Annotated in this window: 27 protein-coding genes and 1 pseudogene; 6 read left to right on the forward strand and 22 right to left on the reverse strand. The window is 71.1% G+C overall.

Features of this window, described 5'->3' with window-relative positions:
* From IE257_RS38675 to IE257_RS31765, 3 genes are all read right to left on the reverse strand, one after another.
* On the reverse strand, window positions 1–1,634 hold a 1,634-nt coding region (locus IE257_RS38675; RefSeq protein WP_229920773.1), incomplete at its 3' end, for a chromosome segregation SMC family protein.
* A gap of 200 nt (window positions 1,635–1,834) precedes the next feature.
* Window positions 1,835–2,053 carry a hypothetical protein gene (locus IE257_RS31760; protein WP_030012524.1) on the reverse strand — a complete coding sequence of 73 codons (219 nt, stop codon included), beginning with the start codon at window positions 2,051–2,053 and terminating at the stop codon, window positions 1,835–1,837.
* A gap of 349 nt (window positions 2,054–2,402) precedes the next feature.
* Window positions 2,403–2,684: an acylphosphatase gene (locus tag IE257_RS31765; protein WP_030012523.1), complete on the reverse strand. Its 282-nt coding sequence runs from the start codon at window positions 2,682–2,684 to the stop codon at window positions 2,403–2,405.
* Between the two features lie 136 nt (window positions 2,685–2,820).
* Between IE257_RS31765 and IE257_RS31770 the strand changes: the two genes are divergently transcribed.
* Window positions 2,821–3,780 carry a CAP domain-containing protein gene (locus tag IE257_RS31770; protein WP_189973307.1) on the forward strand — a complete coding sequence of 320 codons (960 nt, stop codon included), beginning with the start codon at window positions 2,821–2,823 and terminating at the stop codon, window positions 3,778–3,780.
* A gap of 30 nt (window positions 3,781–3,810) precedes the next feature.
* On the opposite strand, the gene IE257_RS31775 is transcribed toward IE257_RS31770, so the two are convergent.
* A complete protein-coding gene (locus IE257_RS31775) occupies window positions 3,811–4,413 on the reverse strand; it encodes a flavodoxin family protein (protein WP_448700375.1) in 603 nt (200 codons plus the stop codon).
* 135 nt (window positions 4,414–4,548) lie between these two features.
* Between IE257_RS31775 and IE257_RS31780 the strand changes: the two genes are divergently transcribed.
* Complete coding sequence (locus IE257_RS31780; protein WP_189973309.1) at window positions 4,549–4,953, forward strand: winged helix-turn-helix transcriptional regulator; 405 nt, start codon at window positions 4,549–4,551, stop codon at window positions 4,951–4,953.
* Here IE257_RS31780 and mutM read toward each other — a convergent pair.
* The 9 genes from mutM to fakA form a co-directional block, all read right to left on the reverse strand.
* Entirely contained in the window at window positions 4,926–5,810 is an 885-nt protein-coding gene (mutM, locus tag IE257_RS31785) for a bifunctional DNA-formamidopyrimidine glycosylase/DNA-(apurinic or apyrimidinic site) lyase (protein WP_189973310.1), read from the reverse strand. The genes IE257_RS31780 and mutM overlap by 28 nt on opposite strands.
* 116 nt (window positions 5,811–5,926) lie before the next feature.
* On the reverse strand, window positions 5,927–6,775 hold the full coding sequence (gene rnc / locus IE257_RS31790; RefSeq protein WP_189973311.1) for a ribonuclease III: 849 nt from the start codon (window positions 6,773–6,775) through the stop codon (window positions 5,927–5,929).
* Window positions 6,776–6,794: 19 nt separating this feature from the next.
* Window positions 6,795–6,968, reverse strand: a complete 174-nt coding sequence (rpmF, locus tag IE257_RS31795; RefSeq protein ID WP_003965982.1) for a 50S ribosomal protein L32 — start codon at window positions 6,966–6,968, stop codon at window positions 6,795–6,797.
* 2 nt (window positions 6,969–6,970) lie between these two features.
* A complete protein-coding gene (locus IE257_RS31800) occupies window positions 6,971–7,681 on the reverse strand; it encodes a YceD family protein (RefSeq protein WP_189973312.1) in 711 nt (236 codons plus the stop codon).
* A 69-nt stretch (window positions 7,682–7,750) separates the two neighbouring features.
* Window positions 7,751–8,818 carry a DivIVA domain-containing protein gene (locus IE257_RS31805; RefSeq protein ID WP_189973313.1) on the reverse strand — a complete coding sequence of 356 codons (1,068 nt, stop codon included), beginning with the start codon at window positions 8,816–8,818 and terminating at the stop codon, window positions 7,751–7,753.
* Window positions 8,819–8,921: 103 nt separating this feature from the next.
* Window positions 8,922–9,401 (reverse strand): pantetheine-phosphate adenylyltransferase, encoded by a 480-nt coding sequence (coaD, locus tag IE257_RS31810; protein WP_189973351.1) that lies wholly within the window; start codon window positions 9,399–9,401, stop codon window positions 8,922–8,924.
* A gap of 14 nt (window positions 9,402–9,415) precedes the next feature.
* Complete coding sequence (gene rsmD, locus IE257_RS31815; RefSeq protein WP_189973314.1) at window positions 9,416–9,994, reverse strand: 16S rRNA (guanine(966)-N(2))-methyltransferase RsmD; 579 nt, start codon at window positions 9,992–9,994, stop codon at window positions 9,416–9,418.
* A 72-nt stretch (window positions 9,995–10,066) separates the two neighbouring features.
* A complete protein-coding gene (locus IE257_RS31820; protein ID WP_189973315.1) occupies window positions 10,067–13,276 on the reverse strand; it encodes a helicase-related protein in 3,210 nt (1,069 codons plus the stop codon).
* 26 nt (window positions 13,277–13,302) lie between these two features.
* The gene (gene fakA / locus IE257_RS31825) at window positions 13,303–14,958 is read right to left on the reverse strand and encodes a DAK2 domain-containing protein (protein ID WP_189973316.1); all 1,656 of its coding nucleotides are present in this window, start codon (window positions 14,956–14,958) and stop codon (window positions 13,303–13,305) included.
* A 240-nt stretch (window positions 14,959–15,198) separates the two neighbouring features.
* On the opposite strand from fakA, the gene rpmB reads away from it, so the two are divergent.
* Window positions 15,199–15,384 carry a 50S ribosomal protein L28 gene (gene rpmB, locus IE257_RS31830; protein WP_007266795.1) on the forward strand — a complete coding sequence of 62 codons (186 nt, stop codon included), beginning with the start codon at window positions 15,199–15,201 and terminating at the stop codon, window positions 15,382–15,384.
* A gap of 88 nt (window positions 15,385–15,472) precedes the next feature.
* On the opposite strand, the gene thiD is transcribed toward rpmB, so the two are convergent.
* Window positions 15,473–16,273: a bifunctional hydroxymethylpyrimidine kinase/phosphomethylpyrimidine kinase gene (gene thiD / locus IE257_RS31835; RefSeq protein WP_189973317.1), complete on the reverse strand. Its 801-nt coding sequence runs from the start codon at window positions 16,271–16,273 to the stop codon at window positions 15,473–15,475.
* Window positions 16,270–17,253, reverse strand: a complete 984-nt coding sequence (locus IE257_RS31840; protein WP_189973318.1) for a thiamine-phosphate kinase — start codon at window positions 17,251–17,253, stop codon at window positions 16,270–16,272. Before IE257_RS31840 ends, thiD begins: the two co-directional genes overlap by 4 nt.
* Before the next feature lie 245 nt (window positions 17,254–17,498).
* On the opposite strand from IE257_RS31840, the gene IE257_RS31845 reads away from it, so the two are divergent.
* Window positions 17,499–17,732 carry an Lrp/AsnC family transcriptional regulator gene (locus IE257_RS31845; protein WP_030386435.1) on the forward strand — a complete coding sequence of 78 codons (234 nt, stop codon included), beginning with the start codon at window positions 17,499–17,501 and terminating at the stop codon, window positions 17,730–17,732.
* A gap of 23 nt (window positions 17,733–17,755) precedes the next feature.
* A complete protein-coding gene (locus IE257_RS31850; protein ID WP_189973319.1) occupies window positions 17,756–18,238 on the forward strand; it encodes a DUF3515 family protein in 483 nt (160 codons plus the stop codon).
* Window positions 18,239–18,354: 116 nt separating this feature from the next.
* On the opposite strand, the gene IE257_RS31855 is transcribed toward IE257_RS31850, so the two are convergent.
* The 3 genes from IE257_RS31855 to IE257_RS31865 are packed head-to-tail and all read right to left on the reverse strand — an operon-like array spanning window position 18,355 to window position 21,311.
* Window positions 18,355–19,512 carry a D-alanine--D-alanine ligase family protein gene (locus tag IE257_RS31855; protein WP_189973320.1) on the reverse strand — a complete coding sequence of 386 codons (1,158 nt, stop codon included), beginning with the start codon at window positions 19,510–19,512 and terminating at the stop codon, window positions 18,355–18,357.
* A 39-nt stretch (window positions 19,513–19,551) separates the two neighbouring features.
* Window positions 19,552–20,562: an NAD(P)H-dependent glycerol-3-phosphate dehydrogenase gene (locus IE257_RS31860; RefSeq protein WP_189973321.1), complete on the reverse strand. Its 1,011-nt coding sequence runs from the start codon at window positions 20,560–20,562 to the stop codon at window positions 19,552–19,554.
* Window positions 20,559–21,311, reverse strand: a complete 753-nt coding sequence (locus tag IE257_RS31865; RefSeq protein WP_189973322.1) for a lysophospholipid acyltransferase family protein — start codon at window positions 21,309–21,311, stop codon at window positions 20,559–20,561. The genes IE257_RS31860 and IE257_RS31865 overlap by 4 nt, the downstream gene beginning before the upstream one ends.
* A gap of 190 nt (window positions 21,312–21,501) precedes the next feature.
* Here IE257_RS31865 and cofC point away from each other — a divergent pair.
* A pseudogene (gene cofC, locus IE257_RS31870) lies at window positions 21,502–22,152 on the forward strand (2-phospho-L-lactate guanylyltransferase); the annotation flags it as partial.
* 313 nt (window positions 22,153–22,465) lie between these two features.
* Here cofC and IE257_RS31875 read toward each other — a convergent pair.
* The 4 genes from IE257_RS31875 to leuC all read right to left on the reverse strand — a co-directional run bounded on the left by IE257_RS31875 (window position 22,466) and on the right by leuC (window position 25,665).
* On the reverse strand, window positions 22,466–23,134 hold the full coding sequence (locus IE257_RS31875; RefSeq protein ID WP_189973324.1) for an HU family DNA-binding protein: 669 nt from the start codon (window positions 23,132–23,134) through the stop codon (window positions 22,466–22,468).
* 144 nt (window positions 23,135–23,278) lie between these two features.
* On the reverse strand, window positions 23,279–23,506 hold the full coding sequence (locus tag IE257_RS31880) for an SCO5555 family protein (RefSeq protein ID WP_030009267.1): 228 nt from the start codon (window positions 23,504–23,506) through the stop codon (window positions 23,279–23,281).
* A 137-nt stretch (window positions 23,507–23,643) separates the two neighbouring features.
* On the reverse strand, window positions 23,644–24,237 hold the full coding sequence (leuD, locus tag IE257_RS31885; RefSeq protein WP_189973325.1) for a 3-isopropylmalate dehydratase small subunit: 594 nt from the start codon (window positions 24,235–24,237) through the stop codon (window positions 23,644–23,646).
* 3 nt (window positions 24,238–24,240) lie between these two features.
* Window positions 24,241–25,665: a 3-isopropylmalate dehydratase large subunit gene (gene leuC / locus IE257_RS31890; protein ID WP_189973326.1), complete on the reverse strand. Its 1,425-nt coding sequence runs from the start codon at window positions 25,663–25,665 to the stop codon at window positions 24,241–24,243.
* Window positions 25,666–25,787: the final 122 nt, after the last annotated feature.

The raw sequence follows: 25,787 nt of genomic DNA on the forward strand, positions 1-25,787 counted from the left end.
GAGGCCACCGCCAGCGCATCCGCTGCCGAGCCCAGTGCCGCGGCCACGGCGACCTCGTACCCGGGGGTCACCGACAGCCGCTGCGCCGCCGGGCCCAGCAGCCCGGCCAGCCGCTCCCGCGCAGCGAGCAGCGCGCCCGTACCGTCCTTGCGGCGCAGCCCGAGCGCGAGCGCCTCCCGCCGCGCCGAGACGGCCGCACGTGAGCGATCCGCCGCGGACAGGGCGTCGCGCGCGGCGGACAGGGCCGTCTCCGCCGCCGCCAGCCGCTCCCGGGCTGCCTCGTGGTCCGTGTCGGCTGACGGGTCGTCCTGCCCGCCGACCTCCTCCGCCAGCGCCTCGTACTCCTCCTGCGCGGCTGCGGCCCGGGACTGCGCGGCGTCCCGCGCCGCGACGAGCCGGTCGATCTCGGCCTGCGCCGCTCCCGCGCGGGAGCGGGCCGCGCCGAGCCGCCCGGTCAGCCGGGCCAGCCCCTCGCGGCGGTCGGCGATGGCCCGCGCGGCGTCCCGCAGCCGCCTTTCCTCGTCGGCCAGCGCCCGCTCCAGCTCGGCCCGGTGCTCGGCCGTGTCCTCCAGCGCCCGCGAGGCCGCCTCCAGAGCCGCCGTCAGTTCCGCCTCCTGCTCGCGGATCCGCGCGGCCTCCCGCTCCATGTCCTCGGGATCGCGGCCGCGCCGCTCCTCCTCGGCCGGAGCCGTCGCGCTCTTGACCCGCGCGTCCGCCAGGGACGCGGTCCCCCGCACGCGTTCGGCGAGCTGCGACAGCTCGTACCAGGTCTGCTGCGCCCGCTGCAGCCGCGGTGCGAGCTCCCGGACCGCCTCCTCCAGCTCCGCCTCGCGCCGCAGTGCTCCCGCCAGCTGGGCCTCGGCGGCCTCCTTGCGCTCCTTGAGCGCCGCCTCGTCCGCGATCTCCGCGTCGAGCGCGCGCCGCAGTACGACCAGGTCGTCCGCGAGCAGCCTCAGCCGCGCGTCGCGCAGGTCGGCCTGGATCACGGCCGCCCGCCGGGCGACCGCCGCCTGCCGCCCCAGGGGCTTGAGCTGGCGCCGCAGCTCGTCGCCCAGGTCCTGGACGCGCGCGAGGTTGGCCTGCATCGCGTCCAGCTTCCGCAGCGCCTTCTCCTTGCGCTTGCGGTGCTTGAGTACGCCGGCCGCCTCCTCGATGAAGGCACGGCGGCCCATGGGATCGGCGTGCAGTACGGAGTCCAGCTGGCCCTGGCCGACGATGACGTGCATCTCGCGGCCGATGCCGGAGTCGGAGAGCAGCTCCTGGATGTCGAGCAGGCGGCAGGTGTCACCGTTGATCTGGTACTCGCTGCTGCCGCCGCGGAACATGATCCGGGTGATGGTGACTTCGGCGTAGTCGATGGGCAGCGCGCCGTCGGAGTTGTCGATCGTCAGCGACACCTCGGCGCGCCCGAGCGGCGGACGCCCGGTGGTCCCGGCGAAGATGACGTCCTCCATCTTCCCGCCGCGCAGGGACTTGGCTCCCTGTTCGCCCATGACCCAGGACAGCGCGTCCACCACATTGGACTTGCCGGAGCCGTTCGGGCCCACGACACAGGTGATACCGGGCTCGAAGCGCAGGGTGGTCGCGGACGCGAAGGATTTGAAGCCACGCAGGGTCAGGGACTTGAGGTGCACGCCGCCGGACTCTACCTTTCGCGTTCGGTTTCACCCATGAAGGTGCTGGGCACAACTGACGCCAATGGGATCAGGCCCCCCACCTGGCCCTGTGGTCCATGGCGTGGTGGTCCCGAAAAGAGGCCGAGGTAAGAACGAAGGGACGCCGAAGCGTCCCTTGCAGATCATGCGGGGCTGGAGTCGAGCGACGAGTGAGCGGGTCAGGTGAGCGCAGGCTCCGCCTGGGGTACGTCGATGTCGATGCTGCCGAGCAGCGAGTCTCCGTCGTGCTGAGCGGCGGCCGCGTTCAGCGCGTCATTTTCGGACTGAATCCGTACGAGCTCGGACTCGAGGTCCTGGACGCGCTGCTGAAGCCGTCGCATCTCGGCGAGGAGTCGCGGGTCAGAACCGCCGACGTAACCGAGAAGCGCCTTTGCCATGATGGATGGTCCTCCACACTGAGTGACCGACCGAAGCGGTGTGGGTCGTGAGGGAATCGCACCCGCGGATGTCCGACAGCGACTGACAGTCACTGCGCTTACTACTGCCAACACTGCCAAACAGCTCAGGTGCGCGGGGCTTCCAGCGTCTCACCAAAAAGTTTGACGGTCAACACGATCACGCCCCGTATCGGCGGGCGCCCCCGGTCCCCGCAAGGGATGTGGAGATCATCCTCGTCTCCGAGCCTTCCACGGATCGCCCCCGTCGGCAACGCGTCGACGAGGAATGCGCAGTTCCGACCATGTGCGGCAGCTCAGAGGTGTGATGAGTGCATGATCAGTCGATCGGTCACCGCATGCCGAATCCGTCGTAGCCACCGCGCGGTGTGCCCCAGATCTCTGTCACTCCGTCCACCCGGCCGGGCGTGTCGGAGGACCGCAGCCAGTCGAGGAGCCGGTGGCAATTCTCACGTTGACCTTCGGCGACCACCTGTACTCGCCCGTCGTCCAGGTTGAGCGCGAAGCCGACGACCCCACCGATCTCCAGAGCGTTCTCCCTGGTGAACCAGCGGAAGCCCACTCCCTGCACACGGCCGCGCACCCAGGCGGTCAGACGGACATCTTCATTCATGCGTGAACGCTAACCGGGCGAGCACTTTCGGGACACATCGCCCCCCTGGACCCATGGCGTACAGTCGCGCACCAATGAACTCACCCATTTGGGTGGGTAAGGGATGATCTTGATCCGGCAAGGAAGGCACGCTCCGATGGGACGTCATCGACTCCCCACCGCGCCGCACAGCGGCGGCAAGCGCGGCACCGCCCTGCGCACCGGCCTGCTGGGCGTCTCGGTGGCCGTTGCCCTCGGCACGGCTGCCGTCACCACCGGCACGGTGCCGGTCGGTGGATCCTTCCCCTATGTGGGTGTCAGCGGTACGGATGCCCCCGCGGCCAAGGCCAAGGCCCCGGCCGACCCGGATACGGCACTGCGCGAGCAGAGCGGCCTCGCGAACCTCTCGGGCCGCGCCTCCACGGGCACCGGCGCGGGCACCGCGTCGCCGCGCCCGTCGGCCTCCGCGTCCCCTTCGCCTTCGGCCCCGCCGTCCGCGAGCCCCTCGCCGAGCAGCTCCCCCTCGGCCTCGCCGAGCACCCCTGCCGCTTCGAGCGCCTCGCCCTCCCCGTCCGCACCGGCGCCGGCCACGACGGCGCCCTCGCCCAGGGCCCCGCGCACCAGCCCGGCCGCACCGCCCGCCCCGGTGGCCTCCAGGAGCACGGCCGCCCCGGCCCCCTCGAAGCCGGCCACGCCCTCGAAGTCGGCCACCCCCGCGCCCCGGCCGCCGCTGGACAGCCACTCCGCGGAGGAGGCCTCCGTCGTCGAGCTGGTGAACCAGGAGCGCGCGCTGGCCGGGTGCAGCCCGGTCCGGGCCAATCCGCCGCTCGCGGCGCTGGCCGGGGCCTTCAGCCTGGACATGGCCACCCGCGGGTTCTTCAGCCACGACGACCCCGATGGCAACACCCCCTGGGACCGCGCCACCAAGGCCGGGCTCTCGGGCCTCGGCGGCGAGAACATAGCCCGCGGCCAGGGTGATGCCGAGGCCGTGATGAAGGCCTGGATGAACAGCCCGGAGCACAGGGCGAACATCCTCAACTGCGAGTTCCGCACCCTGGGCGTCGGCGCCCACTTCGCCGCCGGCGGCCCCTGGTGGACCCAGGACTTCGGCTTCTGATCGGGGCGGGCCCCACAGGGGCCCGCCCGCTCAGACCGCCGCGGTGGCCAGGGCCGCGCGGCCCGCGATGACGATGCGGGTCTGCTCGGCGACGCGCCGGCCGAGGTGCTCGGCGGTCGCGATGTCGGCCTTGTGGACCGCGTCCGCACCTTCGTCGGAGTTGGACTGGGCGGCGGCGCCGGCGAAGAAGCCGAGGCGGTTCAGGTCGTTCTCGGAGGCCGTGCTGGAGTTCCAACCCGGCTTCAGGCCGAGGTTGATCCAGCTCATGCCGTGCTGCGCGGCCAGGATCTGGAAGAACTGCAGGGTGTGCAGCTTGTCGCCGCTCTTGGACGCCGAGTTCGTGAAGCCGGCCGCCACCTTGTCCTGCCAGGCGTCACCGAACCAGCGCTTCGAGGAGGCCTCGGCGAAGACGTGGAAGGCGCCGGACGCGGTGCCCATGTAGGTCGGGGAGCCGAAGACGATCGCGTCGGAGGCGTCCAGCAGCTCCCACTGCGCGTCGTCGATCTCGTCGACCTTGATCAGGTGAACGGTCGCCCCGGCGTCCACGGCGCCGCTGCGGACCGCCTCCGCGACGACGGCGGTGTGGCCGTAGCCGGAGTGGTAGGCGATCGAGACGACGGGGGTGTGCGTGATTGCGGACAAGGCTGATCTCTCCCTCGGAAAACTCCCGCCGCAGCACAGGGCGTGGTGCGACGAGAGAAAGAGAATCACTAACTTTTGGAAAGCGCAACCCACGAGTTAGCGCTGTAGGGGCGTACGCTTGCCCTCATGGAGACCCCTGCCTGCACCGATGCCGCCGAGACCGAGCAACCGTTCGACGTCTTCGCGCGCGCCTGCCCGTCCCGGGAAACCCTGGAACACGTCACCGGCCGCTGGGGCAGCCTCACCGTGGGCGCCCTGCGCGAGGGCCCGTGCCGCTTCAACGAACTGCGCCGCCGGGTCGAGGGCGTGAGCGAGAAGATGCTCTCCCAGACCCTGCACGCCCTGGAGCGCGACGGCATAGTCAACCGCGAGGCGCAGCCGACGAACCCGCCGCGCGTCGACTACGAACTGACCCCGCTCGGCGTCGAGGTCGCGGACCGGCTGCTCGCGCTCATCCACTGCCTGGAGGGGAGCATGCCGGCCGTGCTGACCGCCCGGGAGTCCTACGACGCCGCGCGCGGCGGCCGCTGACAGCGCGGGCAGAAGTAGCTCGACCTGTTCATCCACGGGCGGCGGCGCATCGGCGTGCCGCAGCGCCGGCAGGGCTCGTCCTCGCGTCCGTAGGCATCGAGCGCACGGTCGAAGTAGCCCGACTCCCCGTTCACGTTGACGTAGAGGCTGTCGAAGCTGGTGCCGCCGACGGCGAGGGCGGCATTCATGACGTCCCGGACGTGGCCGAGGAGTTCCGCGCTCCGGGGGCGCGTGAGGTTGGCCGTGGGGCGCTCGTAGTGCAGTTTGGCGCGCCAGAGCGCCTCGTCCGCGTAGATGTTGCCGACCCCGCTGATCAGGGACTGGTCCAGCAGCGCCCGCTTGACGGTGGTCCGCTTGGCGCGCAGCGCGAGGTGGTAGGACACCTCGTCGAACAGCGGGTCCAGGGGGTCGCGCGCAATGTGCGCGATGACGTCGGGCAGGCCGTCGGTGGTGTTCTCGTGCAGGGAGAGCCCGCCGAAGGTCCGCTGGTCCACGAAGCGCAGTTCCGTCCCCGCGGCTCCCGCGGCGGAATCGCGGCCGGAATCGGTGAACCGCACCCGGATCCGAAGGTGCTTCTCGTCGGGGGCGTCCTGCGGCTGCACGAGCAGCTGCCCGCTCATCCCGAGGTGCCCGAGCACGGACAGGTCCCGCCCCTCCAGCGGCAGCCACAGGTACTTGCCGCGCCGCTGCGGCACTCCGACGGTCTCCCCGCGCAGCCGCTGCGCGAAGTCGGCCCCGCCGCCCGGGTGGCGGCGTACGGCTCGCGGGTGCAGGACCTCGACGGTCTCGATCGTCCGCCCGGCCACCCAGCGCTCCAGCCCCCGCCGCACGACTTCGACTTCGGGCAGCTCGGGCACGGTATACCTCCCAGGACGCGGATCCGGACGCTCCCGGCGAGCGTACCGGCCCCCCGTGAACGACAACCGCCCGCCCCTGCGAGGCAGGAGCGGGCGGGTACGTCCCGAAGGAAGCGTCAGGCCTCCGGCGCCGGGTCGGCGGGCGTCGGCACCCCGCCGTCCCCGGTCCCGGCCGAAGCCGGGACCTCGGCCGGAGCGGCTGCGGCGACGGCTGCCGCCGCAGCGGTCCGCTCGTCCGCGGCGGCGCGGATACCGCGCCATGCGGACTCCGCGGCCTGCTGTTCCGCTTCTTTCTTGCTGCGGCCGGTGCCGGTGCCGTACGAGACACCACCGACGCGGGCGGCAGCAGTGAAGGTCTTCTCGTGGTCCGGACCTGTCTCGGAGACCAGGTACTCGGGCACGCCAAGGCCTTCGGCGGCCGTGAGTTCCTGGAGACTGGTCTTCCAGTCCAGGCCGGCCCCGAGGTTCGAGGACTTCTCGATGAGCGGGTCGAAGAGCCGGTGAACCAGCTCCGAGGCCGCGTCGAGGCCCTGATCGAGGTAGACCGCGCCGATCACCGCTTCAAGGGTGTCGGCGAGGATGGAGGCCTTGTCCCGGCCACCCGTACCCTCTTCGCCCCGGCCGAGCCGGATGAAGGAGCCGAGTTCGAGGCCGCGCCCGACCTCCGCCAGTGCACGCGAGTTGACCACCGCGGCCCGAAGCTTGGCCAGCTGGCCTTCGGGGAGATCGGGGTGAGTCGTGTACAGCGTGTCCGTGACCACCAGGCCCAGCACGGAGTCCCCGAGGAACTCCAGCCGTTCGTTGGTGGGCAGACCGCCGTTCTCGTACGCGTACGAGCGGTGGGTCAGTGCACGCACCAGAAGGGCGGACTCGAGTTGGTACCCGAGCCGCCCTTCCAGAAGCGTGTGGGACGAGGCCGCGTTGTTACTGTCTGCCTGCTTCTCAGCGTTGGACAGCTCAGACATTGCGCCTCTCACCAGCCGCTCAGACCTCGAGGACCTGGCGCTTGTTGTAGGTGCCGCAGCTCGGGCACGCAATGTGCTGGAGCTTCGGCTCCTGGCAACGCTCACACGAAACCAGGGTGGGGACCGCAGCCTTCCACTGCGACCGGCGGTGGCGCGTGTTGCTGCGCGACATCTTCCGCTTCGGAACAGCCACGGCTACTTCTCCTGCTTCTCGGCGGCGCCCTGAACTCCGTCAGAGGCAGTGCCGCTCATGTTGTCCTTCTCGTCGTCCTGATCGGTCACGACGAGTCCCTGCAATGCCGCCCAACGGATGTCGACGGCGTCATGGTGGTGGTCCGGGTCGTCGTTCAGGCTGAGCCCGCAATCGGGGCACAGTCCGAGACAGTCCTCCCGGCACACCGGCTGCATGGGCAGTGCAAGCACCACCACATCCCGCAGCACGGGTTCGAGGTCGAACAAACCGTCCTCGAGGAAGAGCGTGTCCTCGTCGTCCTCGGCGTCGTCGGCCGGTTCCGCCTTGGAGCGGCTCCGGTCGTCGGCGTCAGGGTACGAGAACATCTCCTGGAAGTCCGCCTTGAGCTCGCGCTCGACGGACTCCAGACACCTTACGCACTCCCCTACGGCCTGCGCACGGGCGGTGCCTGTGACAAGCACCCCTTCCATGACCGACTCGAGGCGGAGGCTGAGCTTCACCGGGGCGCCTTCCGGCACTCCGATGACGCCGGCGAGACCGAAGTCCGCCGGTGCCGCGATCTCACGGGACAGCCGCTGCATGGCACCAGGACGCCGACCCAGCTCGTGCGTGTCGAACACGAGGGGGTTGCTGTGGTCGAGGCGGGTATTCAGGGCCGTTCCTGCTTTCACAGATCGCTGAAGATCAAAAATTCCGCCGCCCCAGGGCAGCATGGATCGCGGTGCATACGCGCGACCGAAGAGCCAGGATACCCGGCGCGGCGCCCAGCGCCCAATCCGGTACTAGCGCCCCTGTTCGTACTGGCGCAGCTGGTCCAGGTTGATCATGCTCGTGTCGAAGAGGCTGGTCTCGTCGAGCGACGGCTGCCCGGCCTGCTGCTGGCCCTGCGACGGGTAGGCCGCGTACGGGTCGGGCTGCTGCGCGTCGTAGTGCGCGGCGTAACCCGCTCCGTTGGTGCCGCCGCCTGCGGCGGAGTACGGGTCCGGCTGCTGCTGGTAGCCGCCGTAGGGGTCCTGGTAGGAGTACGCGTCCTGCTGCTGGGCGGGCTGCTGCTGGTAGGAGTACGTGTCGTACACCGGCTCGGACTGCGCCGGGATCTGCCCCTGCGCGTGCAGCGGCTCCGGCTCCGCCAGTCCCGCCAGGAAGTCCGAGTCGCTCGCCGAGCGGGAGGCCTGTCCGCCCACCGCGTCCTGGGCCGCCATGTGCACGCCCAGGTCGTCCGACGGGACCCGGCCCAGAAGCTTCTGACGGCCGCGGCCCACGGCCTCCAGGGTCTTGGAGAGCACCGCCTCGAAGGTCGCCAGCTTGGTGTCGACGTAGGCGTCCGCCTGCTGCCGCTGCGTCTCCGGGTCATGGCTGCGCTCCGGCGCGTCCATGTCCGGGTAGCCGTGCTCGTCCAGGCCCGGACCCCGGCCCAGGAGCTTCTCCCGGCCCCGGTCCACCGAGCCGATGGTCTTGGTCAGCACGACCTCGAAGTTCGCGAGCTTGCTGTCGACGTAGTCGTCGGCCTCGGCCCGGATCTCCTCGGCCTCCCGGCGGGCGTCGTCCAGGATCCGGTCCGCCTCGGCCTGGGAGCGCCGCGCGATCTCCGTGTCGGAGATCAGCGAACCGCGCTGGTTGTGGGCCGCGTCGATGATCCGCTCCGCCTCGCGGCGGGCGTCCTCGACCATTTGCTCCCGGCCGCCGATGAGCTCCTGAGCCTGCGCGAGCGAGCCCGGCAGCGCGCGCCGCACCTCTTCGAGCTGGGCCAGCAGCTCGGCGCGGTTGATCACGCAGGAGGCCGACATGGGCATGGACCGGGCGCCGCCGACGGCCGCGACGATCTCGTCGAGCTTCTTCTGCACGTCCATGGGGGCTCGCACTCTCTCGGCCTCAGGCGGTTCCTGAGACGGACGGGACGACTGTAAGGCCACCGGGTGGGCCCCCGACACTGCCTGACGGCCCATCAGGGAGTCAGCGGTTGCGCAGCCGCTCCAGGAGCGCCGCGTGGACGTGCGGCGGCAGCAGGTGGGCGACGTCGCCACCCCAGGTCGCGACCTCCTTGACCAGCGAGGAGGACAGGAAGCTGTAGACGGGGATGGTCGGGACGAACAGCGTATCGACGCCCGACAGGCCCATGTTCATCTGGGCCATCTGGAGCTCGTAGTCGAAGTCGCTGACCGCGCGCAGGCCCTTGACGATGGCCGGGATGTCCCGCTGCTTGCAGAAGTCGACGAGCAGGCCGTGGAAGGACTCGACCTGGATGTTCCCGTAGCCGGCGGTCGCCTCGCGGATCAGCTCGATCCGCTCCTCGACGGTGAACAGGCTCTGCTTCGACTTGTTGATCATCACGGCGACGTGGACGACGTCATACAGCCTGGAGGCGCGTCCGATGATGTCGAGGTGTCCGTTGTGGATGGGATCGAAGGACCCCGGACAGACGGCGCGGCGCAACTGAACTCCCTCGTTCATGATTCTTCGCTGGTGAAGGCGGCGCGGCCGTACCACAGGGTGCCCTCGCCGTACTTGCGCGACCGGAGCGGCTCGAAGCCCTCGGGCCACGGGAAGGCGCCGCTCCTGGTGCTGCGCTCCACGGTGACGAGCGCATCGCCGGTGATCCAGCCATTGGACCGGAGTGTGAGGAGGATCTCCCGCAGGTCGGCGCTGTCCACGGCGTACGGCGGGTCCAGGAAGACGAGGTCGTACGGGTCCCCGGCGGCCCTGGCGGCCACGATCTGCTCCGCCTTGCCCGCGCGGAACTCCGCGCCGGGCAGGCCCAGCGTCTGGATGTTGTCCCGGATCGCCTTCGCGGCCTTGGCATCGGCCTCGACGAGCAGGGTGTGGGCCGCGCCCCGGGAGAGCGATTCCAGGCCGACGGCGCCGGAGCCGCCGTACAGGTCGAGCACCCGGGCCTCTTCGACGCCGTGCAGCGACTCCCAGGTGGAGAAGAGGCCTTCGCGCATCCGGTCCGAGGTCGGCCGGGTGCCGGTGCCGGGGGGCACGGCCAGCCGTCGCCCGCCGGCGCTACCGGCGATCACGCGGGTCATCTGGGGTCCTTCGGTACGGCGACAGGGGGTGCCCCGGCGTCGCCGCGGCACTCCAACGATAGGTCGTGCCGCTCAGCCCTTCTCCAGGTACTGCTCGCGCTCGGTGTCGAGCAGGGCCTCCAGCGCGGTCCGCAGGCCCGGCAGCCGCTCCAGCGCGGGGTCCTCGGCGACCACGCGGGTGGCCTCCTCCCGCGCCTCGGCGATGACCTCCTCGTCCTCGATGACGGCGAGCATGCGCAGCGAGGAGCGGACCCCTGACTGGGCCTGGCCCAGTACGTCGCCCTCGCGGCGCTGCTCCAGGTCGATCCGGGAGAGTTCGAAGCCGTCGAGGGTGGCGGCGACCGCGGCGAGGCGGGCGCGGGCGGGGCTCGCCTCGTGCATCTCGCTGACCAGCAGGCACAGACCCGGCGCGGAGCCGCGGCCGACCCGTCCGCGCAGCTGGTGGAGCTGGGAGACGCCGAACCGGTCCGCGTCCATGATCACCATGACGGTGGAGTTGGGGACGTTCACCCCGACCTCGATGACGGTGGTGGCGACCAGCACCTTGACCTCGCCGGCGGCGAACCGGCGCATGACGTCGTCCTTGTCGGCGGGGTCCATCCGGCCGTGGAGCACCTCGACGCCGATCCCGGCCAGCGGTCCGCGGGTGAGCTGCTCGGCGATCTCCACGACGGCGAGCGGCGGCCGCCGGTCGCCGTCGTCCTCGGTGGCCTTCTTCTTGGGGTCGTCCTCCCCGTCGCCGATGCGGGGGCAGACCACATAGGCCTGGTGTCCCTTCTCGACCTCCTCACGGACCCGCTCCCAGGCCCGGGCGAGGAAGTGCGGCTTGTCCTTCGAGGGCACCACGTGCGTCGCGATCGGGGAGCGCCCGGCGGGCAGCTGATCGAGGACGGAGGTCTCCAGGTCGCCGAAGACGGTCATGGCGACCGTGCGCGGGATCGGGGTCGCGGTCATGACCAGCAGGTGCGGGGGCTGCTTCCCCTTGGAACGCAGTGCGTCGCGCTGCTCCACCCCGAAGCGGTGCTGCTCGTCCACGACGACCAGGCCGAGGTCGTGGAACTGCACCTTGTCCTCGATCAGCGCGTGCGTGCCGATCACGATGCCGGCCTCGCCGGTGACCAGGTCGAGAAGGGCCTGGCGGCGGGCGGGCATGCCCATGGAGCCGGTGAGCAGCACCACCTTGGTGCCCCGGTCGGAGCCGCCGAGCATGCCCCCCTCGGCGAGCTCGCCCATCATCTCGGTGATGGAGCGGTGGTGCTGCTGGGCGAGCACCTCGGTGGGCGCGAGCATGGCCGCCTGCCCGCCGCTGTCCACGACGGCGAGCATCGCGCGCAGGGCCACCATGGTGTTGTGCGTCACGGTGAAGTTGTCGGTCACGTAGGCGTGGCTCGGATGCTCGACCCTGATGCACTGCACCGGCTTGCGGCCCACGTGCTCCACAGCCCGGATACCGCGCCGGAAAGTGTTGTACTTCGGCCTCGGTCGCATGCGTGCCGCCTTGCGCGGCAACCGGAACGGCTCGAACTCTTCGGGCAGCGCGACGGAGACGCTGAATGCTGCCTTCCTGGGCAACACACGAGCACGTCCACCGAGAGAGCGCACGAGCCAGGCCACGTCCTGTGCCAACCGGGGGGAAGCAGAGCAGAACGAGATGCTCGTTCCGTTCGCGTGCAACGTCCCATCCGTGTCCATGAGCCCTTGAAGGACCGCCAGGCGGTCCTTGACCGGTGCGTTCTTGTAGACGTCCGGGACGAACTTGTCGTGTGAGGTCGCGCCCCACAGCCCCAGGTCCCGCACCGCCTGGATGACGGGGTTGCGTCGGGTGCCGCCCCTCGGGCCGCTCATCCGGATCGTGTAGTCGCAGGCGGAACCGGGCACTGCGGCCATCTCGCAGTACGGGGCGACCGCCGCCTCGACCGCAGCCAGGATCTCGTCGTCCGCGGTGGACAGTCTCAGATTGTGTCGGAAGGAGCCGTCACCGAGGAGCACTCCCATCAGGTAGGGATCAAGGGACTGGCGGTCACCGTTCCCGAGGTCCACGGGGACGGCCACCGGCAGATACCACTTGGAAGATCCATTGGCCTTGTGGAGGTCCGACCTGATCTCCCTTGTGGTCAATACCTTGGGCTCTTGGCCACGGTGCCACCCACCACTAGTCCCGACGATCCAAAGGTGTTCGTCATCGCACTCGACGGCGCTCCCGTCCGAGAGCACCACCCGCCACACATCGCGTTCTCCCTGCGGGAAGACACCCCCCACGAGAGCGATCTCGCCGGACGGCACCACCACCTCGTCCCCCACCTCGATGTCTCCCATGGGTCGGAAACCCGCGGGCGTCAGCACCAGTGAGTCGAGGGGCTGGGCCTTACCAGAGCCGACCTCGCCCTGGAGGAGGCGGTGCATGGGGTGGCTGGTGGCGAGGTCGTCGAAGATCTCCTTCGAGACCTTCTGCTGGCCCTCGGTGAGGGTGAAGGGCAGTTTCGCGTCGAAGTCGTCGAGCAGGCCGCCGGGGGACGGGCGGCGGGGGACGGCCGGGAGCTGTGAGTCGGCGTGCCGGCGGCGGGCCAGGGCGACCTGGAGGACGAAGGCCTCGTCCCACTTGAGGCGCTGACGGGCGTCCTCGATGTCGGCCTTGGTGCCCGGCCGGTGGATCTTCAGCAGGGCTTCGGTGAGCGGGACCAGCCCGCGGCCCTCGCGCAGGGCGGGCGGCAGCGGGTCCACGGCGTCCTGGGCGCTGGGCAGTACCGCGTCCACGCACTTGGCGATCTTCCAGGACTCCAGCTTGGCGCAGGCCGGGTAGATCGGGATGAGCTGACCGGCGAAGGCGGCCGCGGCGTCCCGGTCGGAGGCGTCCCCGCCGAGCGGCTCGTAGGCCGGGTGCGCGAGCTGGAGCTTGTGGTTGAACCGGGAGACCTTGCCGGCGAACATCGCACGGCTGCCGGGGAGCAGGTCCTTGTGCGGCTTGTGGACGCCGGCACCGAAGAAGACCAGCTGGAGGCGGCCGCTGCCGTCGGTGATGGTCACCTCCAGGCGCTTGCCGCGGCCCCCGTTGAAGGTCAGGATCCGGGCGTCGGCGACCTGCGCGACGACGGTCACGTGCTCGTCGATCTGGTCGGCGAGCTCGGCCAGCGAGGTCAGCTCACCGCGCTCGGCGTACCGCCGGGGGTAGTGGTGGAGCAGGTCCAGGGCCGTGTGCAGGCCGAGCTGCTCGGCCAGCACCTTGGCGGTGGCGGGACCGAGCGTCTTCTTGAGGTCTTCGTCGAGCGCGGGCACGTGTTCCATTGCACACCATGGCGCTGACAAGCCCGCTATTCCACCCCGATGAGGAGCGGAGCCGAGTAGCGGCCGCCCCGGTAGGTGACGGTGTCCACGGCGAGGTGGCCGTGCTGGACGTACGCCTCCAGGCGCTCGGCGACGGCGTCCGGCACATCGGGTCCCAGGACCAGGGTGACGAGTTCGCCGCCGGAGCCCAGCATCCGGTCCAGGACGGCCTCGGCGGTTTCGATCAGGCCCGCGCCGATCACCGCGACGTCCCCGTCGATGAGGCCGAGCACGTCGCCGGCCTGGCAGATGCCGGCCGAGGTGAAGGACTGCCGTTCGGCGACGGCCAGTTCCCCGTACCGGGTGGCGCCGGCCGCCGCCGTCATGGCGACCACGTCCTCGTCGAAGCTGCCCTCGGGGTCGTGCACGGCGAGGGCGGCCAGGCCCTGGACCGCGGAGCGGGTGGGGATCACGGCCACCCGCACGCCCTCGGCGCGGGCCTGTTCGGCGGCCGCGGCCGCGGCGGCGCGCAGCTCGGCGCCGCCCGGCAGGAGCACCACCTCGCGGGCGTGCGCGCGGCGGACGGCGTCGAGGAGTTCGGCGGCGGCCGGCAGTTCGCCGGGGCGTACGAGCACGGTGGTCGCTCCGGCCTCCGCGCACAGCCCGGCCAGTCCCTCGCCGGGAACGACGGCGACCACGGCACGCTGGGCGCGCTCGCCCCGCGCCCGGCGGCGCTCGTCCCCGAAGTGCGTGATCCGTATCCGGTAGGGCCGTCCGGCCACGACTCCGGCCTCCACGGCCGCGCCGGGGTCGTCGACGTGGACGTGGACGTTCCACAGTCCGTCGCCGCCGACCACGACCAGTGAGTCACCGAGTCCGTCGAGGCGTTCGCGCAGTTCGCCGACGGCCGCCTCGGAGGCCTCCAGCAGGTAGATCACCTCGTACGCGGGCCCGTCGTCCTCCTGCGCGCAGGGGTCCGGCGGCTGCGGGACGGGTACCGCCCGGCCGCGCACGGGTTCGGCGGCCGGTTCCTGACCGGACAGCGCCTGCCACAGGGCGCCGAAGACGACGACGAGCCCGCAGCCCCCGGCGTCGACCACCCCGGCCCGGCCCAGCGCGGCGAGCTGGCCGGGGGTCTCGGCGAGCGCGGCGCGCGCCCCGTCGTAGGCGGCGCGGGCCACGTCGACCGCGGTCCCGGCGGCGGCTCCGGCCGCCTCGCCGGCCCGGGCGGCGGCGCCCGCGACGGTGAGCATGGTGCCCTCCACCGGGTGCGCGACGGCCGCGTACGCCTCCTCCGCGGCCCGGGTCAGGGCGCGGGCCAGCAGCCCGCCGTGCTCCGCCCGGTCGGCCTGCTCGGCGCCGAGTACGTCGGCCACCCCGCGCAGCAGCTGCGCGAGGATCGTCCCGGAGTTCCCGCGGGCCCCCACCAGCGCCCCGTGCGCCCACGCCCGTACGGCCTCGGACAGGGAGGTGGCCCCTGTGCCGTCGGTCACCCCGGGGAAGGCCTCGGTCAGGCCTCGGTCGGCCGATTCGGCGGTGAGGTAGAGGTTGGTGCCGGTGTCCGCGTCGGCGACCGGGTAGACGTTGATGGCGTCGATGTCCTCGCGGGCCCGGCCCAGTGCGGCCAGGGCCAGCGAACTCCAGGTGCGCACCGCTTCGGCGTCGAGCTCGTCAGGGGCCTGCGGCTGCGGCTCGTGCGGCACCGGGCGTTCCTCCTTGTGCGGGCCAGGGTTCACCGCAGGGTAACGAAGGACCGCCCGGGCGTCGGGACCGCGGGGCGGGGGCAGCGGCGGCCATGGTAGTTTTCTTGGACGGACGCAGTCGTTGTATGCTGCTCCGGTTGCCCGATGAGAGTCGGGCCATTCCCCCGGCAAACCACTTCAGACCTCTGAATCCGGTGCGCCGGTTTCACTGTAATTGCATCTGAAGTCTTGGAGTGACCTGTGGCTGCCAACTGCGACGTTTGCGCCAAGGGGCCGAGCTTCGGCAACAACATCTCCCACTCGCACCGCCGCACCTCGCGTCGCTGGAACCCGAACATCCAGCGCGTCCGTGCCGTGGTCAATGGGACGCCGAAGCGCCTCAACGCCTGCACCTCGTGCATCAAGGCCGGCAAGGTCTCGCGCTGACGCCTCCCGTCGTAGCGCAGCCCTTTCCGGTTGCCAAAAAGGCCGGTTCACCTCTGGTGAACCGGCCTTTTGCCTTGTCCGGCGGGGCTCAGCGCCACTGCCAGGCGTGATCCACCGGGCCGATGCCCCCGCCGAGCGCGAAGCCGGCGGCGATGGCGCCCGTGACGTACTCCTTGGCGGCCGTGACGGCCTCCGGGACGGCCAGGCCCTTGGCCAGGCCCGCCGCGATCGCGCTGGCGAGGGTGCAGCCGGTGCCGTGGGTGTGCCGGTTGTCGTGCCGGGGGGCGCGCAGCCACCGCACCTCGGTCCCGTCGGTGAGCAGGTCGACGGCCTCGTGGCCGTGCGCCGCGAGGTGTCCGCCCTTGATCAGCGCCCACCGCGGCCCGTGGCCGAGGATCGCGTCGGCGGCCCGCCGCATGTCGTCCTCGGTCTCCACGACCACGCCCGTGAGCCGGGCCACCTCGTCCAGGTTGGGGGTGGCCACGGTGGCCCGCGGCAGCAGCTCCTTGCGTACGGCGTCCAGCGCCGAGTCGGCGAGCAGCGCGTCCCCGTGCTTGGAGACCCCGACGGGGTCCACGACGGCCGGTGCCGGGGTGTCGGCCAGCAGCGCGGCCACCGTCTCCACCAGTGCGGCGGAGGAGAGCATCCCGGTCTTCACCGCCTGGACGCCGATGTCGTCCACGACGGCCCGGTACTGGGCCGTGACGGCCTCGGCGGGCAGCTCCCAGGCTCCCCGTACACCGAGGGAGTTCTGTGCCGTCACGGCGGTCACCACGCTCATGCCGTGCACCCCGAGCGCCAGCATCGTCTTGAGGTCGGCCTGGATGCCCGCGCCGCCGCCGGAGTCGGATCCGGCGACGGTCAGGCACAGCGGCGGGGCGGTGCTCACAGCGTGCCGTCCTGGGCGGTCGGGTCGGCCCCGAAGTGGTCCCAGCCGCCGGTGCTGGTCCAGGGCGCGCCGTCCACGGTCACCTGGGGCAGCGCGGAGCGGTTGAGGACCTCGCCGATGACCTTCCAGCGGGCGGGGAGCTTCACGTCGGGCGGGAAGGTCGCGACGATCGCGTGGTCCTCTCCCCCGGTGAGCACCCACTGCAGCGGGTCCACGCCGACGGCCTGCCCGATGTCGTGCATCTGGGTCGGGATGTCGACGGCCGCCGAGCGCAGGTCGATCCGTACCTTGCTGGCCTCGGCGATGTGCCCGAGGTCGGCGATCAGGCCGTCGCTGACGTCGGTCATGGCCGTGGCGCCGAGTCCGGCGGCCGCGGGGCCCGCGTGGTACGGCGGTTCGGGGCGCCGGTGCGCCTCGACGAAGGCCCGCGGGGAGCGGAAGCCGCGCGAGAGCACGGCGAAACCGGCCGCGGACCAGCCCAGCCAGCCGGTGACGGCGACGACGTCGCCGGGCTGGGCGCCGGAGCGCAGGACGGGCTCGTGGTTGCGCAGGTCGCCGAGCGCGGTGATGGCGACGGTGATGACGTCCCCGCGGACGACGTCCCCGCCGACCACGGCCGCGCCGGCGACCTGGCACTCGTCGCGGATCCCGTCCATCAGCTCGGTGGGCCAGGTGACCGGGAGTTCGGCGGGGACGACGAGGCCGAGGAGCAGCGCGGTCGGCACCGCCCCCATGGCGGCGATGTCGGCGAGGTTCTGCGCGGCGGCCTTGCGGCCGACGTCGTAGGCCGTGGACCAGTCGCGCCGGAAGTGCCGGCCCTCCAGCAGGATGTCGGTGCTCGCCACGACCCGCCGGTCGGGGGCGGAGACCACCGCGGCGTCGTCGCCCGGTCCCAGCCGGACCGCCGGGGTGGTGGTGAGACGTGAGGTGAGCTCCCTGATCAGCCCGAACTCCCCCAGCTCGCCGACAGTGCCCTTCATCGCTGTGCCCCTTCTTGCCCAGTCCGCTTGCGGTCGCGAGCCGTCTCAGCTCTGGGTACCGTCAACAGATACGTCAACTTGTGCTCTCCGTACGCCCCGCTGTGCGTGGCGCCGGGCCCGCGGGTCTCCCCGTGGCGCACGGCGACGCGGTACCGTGGCGTCCCTTCTTCCCCCGGCCCGTTCAATCGTGTGGGGCCCACCCGAAGGTTAGGGGAAATGATCCTCGTGGCCGCCCTGGAGGTTCCGTGGTACAGGCGTACATCCTTATCCAGACCGAAGTGGGCAAGGCGTCCTTGGTCGCCGAGTCCATCGGCCAGATCCCGGGGGTGATCCAGGCCGAGGACGTGACGGGCCCGTACGACGTGATCGTGCGCGCCCAGGCCGACACCGTGGACGAGCTCGGCCGCATGGTCGTCGCCAAGGTCCAGCAGGTGGAGGGGATCACCCGCACCTTGACCTGCCCGGTGGTCCATCTGTAGCCCCCGTCTACTCTTGGCCGGTGATGTCCCTCCACCGCCGGCCCCTCCGTGTCCTCGCCGCGTCGGCCGTCCTGGCCCTCGCGGCGTGTTCCCCGGGCGGCTCCGTTGCCCGGGTCGGCCCTCCGCCCACGCCGCCCGCCGCCGTCGCGGGGCTCTGTGCCGCACTGCACAAGGAGCTCCCGGAGTCGGTGGCCGGCCTGGCGCGGACCAGGACCGAACCGGAGTCCGATCTGACCGCCGCGTGGGGCGGCTCGGCGATCGTACTGCGGTGCGGTATCCCCCGACCCCCCGAGATGCTGGATGAGAAGCAGGGGGGTGTCGACATCAACGGGGTCACCTGGCTGCTGGAGAAGCTCGACAACGGTGACTTCCGCTTCACGACCGGGATGCGGCTGGCGTACACCCAGGTCCGGGTCGACAAGGAGCATGCCACGGACGCGGGGATGCTCGTCGGGCTGTCCGCGGCCGTGGACGGGACGGTGCCCGTGGGCATCGCCTCCTACTGAGCACCACTGAGCACCGCACAACACTGCTGAACACCGCGCACCGGGTACCGGGCACACCGCCGCCCGCCGTCCACGCCTTCGGGGGCGGGCGGCGGGCGGTCGGCTCGTCGGACGGGTCAGCGCAGGCCGGTGGAGCGGCGCAGGGCCGCCTGGATCAGGCGGTCCACCAGTTCCGGGTACTCGATGCCCGTCTTCTGCCACATCAGCGGGTACATGGAGATCGGCGTGAAGCCCGGCATCGTGTTGATCTCGTTGATGACGAAGCTGCCGTCCTCGGTGAGGAAGAAATCGGCGCGCACCAGGCCCTCGCAGGACGCCGCCTCGAAGGCCTCGATCGCGAGCCGCTGCACCTCGGCGGTCTGCTCCGGGGTCAGCGGGGCGGGCACGATCCCGGAGGCGGAGTCGATGTACTTCGCCTCGAAGTCGTAGAAGTCGTGGCTGGAGACCGGCGGGATCTCGGCCGGGACGCTCGCGCGCGGCCCGTCCTCGAACTCCAGGACCCCGCACTCGATCTCGCGGCCGCGCAGCAGCGCCTCCACGATGATCTTCGGGTCGTGGCGCCGGGCCTCCTTGACGGCGGCGTCCAGGCCGGAGGCGTCGTCGACCTTCGTGATGCCGATGGAGGAGCCGGCCCGGGCGGGCTTGACGAAGAGCGGCCAGCCGTGTTCGGCGGCGAAGTCCAGGATCCGGCCGCGGGCCGCGTCCCGGTCGGCCTCCCACTCGCGGGGGCGGATGGTCACGTACGGGCCGACGCGCAGCCCGAAGGACGTGAACACCCTCTTCATGTAGTCCTTGTCCTGGCCGACGGCCGAGGCGAGGACGCCGGAGCCGACGTACGGAATGCCGGAGAGCTCCAGGAGGCCCTGGAGGGTGCCGTCCTCGCCGTACGGGCCGTGCAGGACGGGGAAGACGACGTCGACCTCGCCCAGGGCCTTGGGAACGGCGCCCGGTTCGGTGTAGACGACCTGGCGGCTGGCCGGGTCGACCGAGAGCACGACGGCGCCGTCCTCGGAGTCGGCGAGCTCCTCGACGCTGGGGAGCTTGCGGTCGGCGATGGCCATCCGCTCGGGCTCGTCGGCGGTCAGCGCCCATCGGCCGTCCGTGGTGATGCCGATGGGCAGCACCTCGTACTTGGCGCGGTCGATGGAGCGCAGCACGGCGCCCGCCGTGACGACCGAGATGGCGTGTTCCGAGCTGCGGCCGCCGAACACGACGGCCACGCGGGGCTTGCGGCCCTGCTGCTCAGGGGTCTGGGAGAGGTTCTCGCTGCTCATATCGCCACGAGAGTACCCGCTCAAGCGTCCGGAAAGGAGCTAGCGACGTTCCGGTTTGGCGCTGCGGCCCATGAGGTCCTTGAGCGCGACCAGGGTCGGCTTGCCGTGGTGGACGATGTCCACGACGGTGTCGGTGATGGGCATGTCCACCCCGTGCCGGCGGGCCAGATCGGCCACCGACTGGCAGGACTTGACGCCCTCGGCGGTCTGCTTGGTGACCGCGATGGTCTCCTCCAGGGTCATCCCGCGGCCGAGGTTGGTGCCGAAGGTGTGGTTCCGGGAGAGCGGCGAGGAGCAGGTGGCGACCAGGTCGCCGAGGCCCGCGAGGCCGGAGAAGGTGAGCGGGTCGGCGCCCATCGCGACGCCGAGGCGGGTGGCTTCGGCGAGTCCGCGGGTGATGAGCGAGCCCTTGGTGTTGTCGCCGAGGCCCATGCCGTCCGCGATGCCGACGGCGAGACCGATGACGTTCTTGACGGCGCCGCCGAGCTCGCAGCCGGTGACGTCGGTGCTCGTGTACGGGCGGAAGTACGGGGTGTGGCAGGAGGCCTGGAGGCGCTGGGCCACGCTCTCGTCCACGCAGGCCACGACGGAGGCGGCGGGCTGGCGGGCGGCGATCTCGGCGGCCAGGTTGGGGCCGGTGACCACGGCGATGCGCTCGGCCGGGACCTTGGCCACCTCTTCGATGACCTCGCTCATCCGCTTGGCGGTGCCGAGTTCGATGCCCTTCATCAGGGACACGAGCACGGTCTCGGGGGCCAGCAGGGGTGCCCATGCGGCGAGGTTGTCGCGGAGGGTCTGCGAGGGGACGGCGAGGACGGTGAAGTCGGCGCCGGCCGCGGCCTCGGCCGGGTCGGTGGTCGCCCGGAGGTTCGAGGGGAGTTCGACGCCGGGGAAGTAGTCCGGGTTGGTCCGGCCGGTGTTGATGGCGTCGACCACCTCCTGGCGGCGGCCCCACAGCGTCACCTCGCAGCCGGCGTCGGCGAGGACGATGGCGAAGGCCGTGCCCCAGGAGCCTGTTCCGAAGACGGTCGCCTTCACGGGACGTGTCACTTGTTGCCCTCCCCTGCGGCCCTGCGCCGCTGTTCCGCCCTGGCGTTGCGATGGTCGTACGGCTGCTCGGGCGCGGTCTCGCCGCGCACCTCCTCCAGCAGCGCGGTGATGGCCGCCATGATGGCCTCGGTGGCCTCCCTCAGGACGTCCGGAGTGGGCTCCCGGTCGTAGAAGGCGGAGAGGTCCACGGGCGGCCCGGCGAGCACCTGGAGGGTCTTGCGCGGGAGGAGCCGGACCTTGTTCTCCTTGGCGTAGGGCGGCATTGCGAGGTTCGCGCCCCACTGGGCCACCGGAATGACGGGCGCCCTCGTGATCAGTGCCACGCGGGCGGCGCCGGTCTTCCCCGCCATCGGCCACATGTCCGGGTCGCGGGTGAGGGTGCCCTCCGGGTAAAAGGCCACGCATTCGCCGCGCTCGATGGCGTCCACGGCGGCCCGGAATGCGTCCAGGGCGTTGGTGGACTCCCGGTAGACGGGGATCTGCCCGGATCCGTGCAGGATCGACCCGACAATAGGGACCTTGAAGAGGGCGGCCTTGGCGAGCAGGCGGGGCACGCGGCCGGTGTTGTACTGGAAGTGCGCGTACGAGAGCGGGTCCAGATACGAGTTGTGATTGACGGCGGTGATAAATCCACCCTCGGCCGGAATGTGCTCCATTCCCCGCCAGTCCCGCTTGAAGAGCACTACCAGCGGCGGTTTTGCGATGACCGCCGCCAGGCGGTACCAGAAGCCGATTCTGCGGCGGGACACTCGGACACCTTCCTCTAGGACCGGTGCGGGGCTTGGGCACCTCGTCGGCCGGACAAGTGTCACCCCACGCCCGGTCTCTGTCGAGAACACCGTACGCCCCGCTCACGCCACCGGACTCCCGGGTTGCCCGGGTGGAGGCGACAATGGGCCGACACATGACCCGGCCATGACCTGACCATGGCCGGAGGACGTGCCGGAGTGCACCGGAGGGAAGGGGTCCGTCACGAACGCCGTCTGGAGTCTGGTGGTCCCGCTGAAACCCCTGGCGGTGGCGAAGAGCCGTCTCGCGCGGGCCGTGGGCGCCTCTCGGCCGGGCCTCGCCCTGGCGTTCGCCCTGGACACCGTCGCGGGTGCCCTGGCCTGCGCCGCGGTCGAGGATGTGGTGGTCGTCACGGACGACGCCGAGGCGGCTGCGGAGCTGGCTCGGCTCGGAGCGCGGATCGTTCCGGACGCCCCTGCGGCCGGGCTCAACGCGGCCCTGGCCCACGGGGCGCGGGTGGCGCGCTCGCGGCGGCCCGGGGCGGCGGTGGCCGCGCTGAACGCCGATCTGCCCGCGCTGCGGCCCCCGGAATTGCAACGCGTGCTCGATAACGCCTCGGTATTTCCGCGGGCATTTCTGGCGGATGCCGCCGGAATCGGGACGACCCTGCTTTCCGCCGCGCCGGACGTTGAATTGGCCCCGTCCTTCGGCGGGCCTTCACGGGCCAGGCATTCGGCCTCGGGAGCCGTGGAAATCGCCCTGGTGGACGTCGACAGCGTGCGCCGGGACGTGGACACGGCCGCGGATCTGCGGACGGCGCTCACCCTCGGTGTGGGGCGCCACACCGCCCGATACAGTGCCCGTATGCAGGCGACCGCGTACACGTACGACTCCGAGACCCGCAGCGGCAGTGTGCTGCTGGACGACGGCACTCCGGTGCCCTTCGAGGCCCCGGCCTTCGACGCGGGCGGCCTGCGGTTGCTGCGGCCCGGGCAGCGGGTCCGGATCGAGACGGACGGCGCGGGCGCGAGCCTGCGCATCACCCTGGTGACGCTGCAGACCTTCTGACACACGGCCGCCGGGGCCCCGTACGGGTCCTGCCGGCGCCCCGAACGCACCGCGGGCCGGCTCCCCCACGCGGGGAAAGCCGGCCCGGCCTGTGTGACGCGTGCCCCTACTTCTTGCGGGCGGTGGTCTTCTTCGCGGTGGCCTTGCGCGTCGCCGTCTTCTTGGCGGGCGCCTTCGTCGCTGCGGTGACCTTCTTGGCCGCCGGCGCGGTCTTCTTCGCCGCGGCGGTGGTCTTCTTCGCGGTGGCCGTGGTCTTCTTGGCCGCGGGAGTGGCCTTCTTGGCGGTGGCGGTGGTCTTCTTGGCCGCGGGAGTGGCCTTCTTGGCGGTGGCGGTGGTCTTCTTGGCCACGACCTTCTTCGCGACCGCGGTCTTCGCCGCGGCCTTCTTGGCGGTGGTGGCCTTCTTCGCCGCGGCCTTCTTGACCGTCGCGGAGGCGCCGCCGGTGAGGCTCCCCTTGGGGGCCTTCTTCACGGACACCTCGCCGCCCTTGGGCAGCTTCTTGGTGCCGCTGACCAGGTCCTTGAAGCCCTGGCCGGCACGGAAGCGGGGGACAGAGGTCTTCTTGACCCGGACGCGCTCACCCGTCTGCGGGTTGCGGGCGTAACGGGCCGGACGGTCGACCTTCTCGAACGAGCCGAAGCCCGTGACCGAGACCCGGTCGCCCGCGACGGTAGCGCGGACGATCGCGTCCAGTACCGCGTCGACAGCATCCGCGGCCTGCTGGCGGCCGCCCAGCTTGTCGGCAATCGCTTCTACGAGCTGCGCCTTGTTCACGTCTTCCCCTTCGGAGACTTCGCCAGAACGAATGTGTTCAAGCTTATTTCGCACGTTAGGCGGATATATACCGCAAATCAAACACGAAACGGGCTAATCACCCTAGTGCCGCAACGCTGTAGTCCGTTACGGAGTTCCTTCGCATCAGTCGCCTTCAGGGAATCGACCCTCGTCGAGGTCCTTCATCAACCTGTCCAGGCGCCTTGCCGCATCGGCGAGATCATGCTTCGCCGCGGCTGTGACGACCAACAGCTTCCGGGACAGCGCCATCCTTACGCCCTCCGGGACTTGCAGTGAGCGCACCCGTGTGTGTGCTTCTTTCAGCCGGTCCGCGACGAGTTCGTAGAGCTCGAGTTGACTGTCGCGTTCCATGCACAGATTGTGCCATCTGGGGCGAGTTGTCGCCTCACGGGGCCTCAACAAACGGCTGTGCCCCCCGCCGGAGGGCGGGGGGCACAGTGTTGTCCATGTGATCACCCGAGGGTGAATAAGCGCTGATCAGGCAGGAATCAGGCCTGAATCGTGCGCGGCTTGAAGGTCGGGCGGCCGCTTTCGTACGTGGCGATGTCCGCTTCGTTCTGAAGGGTGAGCGAGATGTCGTCCAGACCCTCCAGCAGACGCCAGCGGGCGTTGTCGTCGAGTTCGAACTCGGCCACGACACCCTGCGCTCGCACCTGGCGGTCGACCAGGTCGACCGTGATCTCGGCGGTGGGGTCGGCCTCGGTCAGCTTCCACAGCTGTTCGACGGTCTCCTGCGGGAGCACCACGGTCAGCAGGCCGTTCTTCAGCGAGTTCCCGCGGAAGATGTCGGCGAAGCGGGAGGAGATGACCGTCTTGAAGCCGAAGTTCTGCAGGGCCCAGACGGCGTGCTCGCGCGAGGAACCCGTACCGAAGTCGGGGCCGGCGACCAGGACGGTCGCGCCGGCGCGCTCCGGGCGGTTCGTGACGAACTCCGGGTCCTTGCGCCAGGCCTCGAAGAGCCCGTCCTCGAACCCGTCGCGGGTGATCTTCTTCAGCCAGTGGGCCGGGATGATCTGGTCGGTGTCGACGTTGCTGCGGCGCAGCGGGACGGCCCGGCCGGTGTGGGTGGTGAAGGCTTCCATGGTTCAGACTCCGGCGGTCGCGTTGGCGTCGGACAGGTCGGCGGGCGAGGCCAGATGGCCCAGCACCGCGGTGGCGGCGGCCACCTGCGGGGAGACCAGGTGGGTGCGTCCGCCCTTGCCCTGCCGGCCCTCGAAGTTGCGGTTGGAGGTGGACGCGGAGCGTTCACCGGGCGCCAGTTGGTCGGGGTTCATGCCGAGGCACATCGAACAGCCCGCGTGCCGCCACTCGGCGCCGGCCTCCTTGAAGACCTTGTCCAGGCCCTCCTCCACCGCCTGCAGGGCGACCCGGACCGAGCCCGGGACGACCAGCATCCGTACGCCGTCGGCGACTTTGCGGCCCTCGACGATGCCGGCGACGGCGCGCAGGTCCTCGATGCGGCCGTTGGTGCACGACCCTACGAAGACGGTGTCGACCTTGATCTCACGCAGCGGCTGCCCGGCGGTCAACCCCATGTACTCCAGGGCCTTTTCGGCGGCGTGGCGCTCCGAAGCGTCCTCGTACGAAGCCGGGTCGGGGACGTTGGCCGACAGCGGCGCGCCCTGGCCCGGGTTGGTGCCCCAGGTGACGAACGGGGACAGCGTGGCGCCGTCGATGACGACCTCCGCGTCGAAGACCGCGTCGTCGTCGGTGCGCAGGGTCTGCCAGTACGCGACCGCCGCGTCCCAGTCCTCGCCCGTCGGGGCGTGGTCGCGGCCCTGCAGGTAGTCGAAGGTGGTCCGGTCTGGGGCGATCATGCCCGCCCGGGCGCCGGCCTCGATGGACATGTTGCAGATGGTCATGCGGGCTTCCATCGACAGCTTCTCGATGGCCTCGCCGCGGTACTCCAGGATGTAGCCCTGGCCGCCGCCGGTGCCGATTTTGGCGATGATCGCCAGGATCAGGTCCTTCGCGGTGACACCGTCGGCCAGCGCGCCGGTGACGGTGATCGCCATGGTCTTCGGGCGGGCCAGGGGCAGCGTCTGGGTGGCCAGCACGTGCTCGACCTGGCTGGTGCCGATGCCGAAGGCCAGCGCGCCGAAGGCGCCGTGCGTGGAGGTGTGCGAGTCGCCGCAGACCACCGTGGTGCCGGGCTGGGTCAGACCGAGCTGCGGTCCCACGACGTGGACGACGCCCTGCTCGACGTCGCCCAGCGAGTGCAGGCGGACGCCGAACTCGGCGCAGTTCGCCCGCAGCGTCTCCAGCTGGGCGCGGGAGACCGGGTCGGCGATCGGCTTGTCGATGTCGATGGTGGGGGTGTTGTGGTCCTCGGTCGCGATGGTGAGGTCGAGGCGTCGGACCTTGCGGCCGGCCTGGCGCAGTCCTTCGAAGGCCTGCGGGCTGGTCACCTCGTGCAGCAGGTGCAGATCAATGAAGAGGAGGTCGGGCTCGCCCTCGGCGCGCCGGACGACATGGTCGTCCCAGACCTTCTCCGCGAGTGTCCTACCCATCGCTTTCCCTCCGGCCGGCCGGTTGTGCCGGCGCTTCATAGAGATCTTGTGCGCCGTGTCGTCCGTACCCCACGTCCCGGACGACGGCTCGGACCCAGTGGTTCGTGGACCCGCACATACAG

The organism is Streptomyces avidinii (assembly GCF_014650695.1).
Lineage (GTDB): Bacteria > Actinomycetota > Actinomycetes > Streptomycetales > Streptomycetaceae > Streptomyces > Streptomyces avidinii.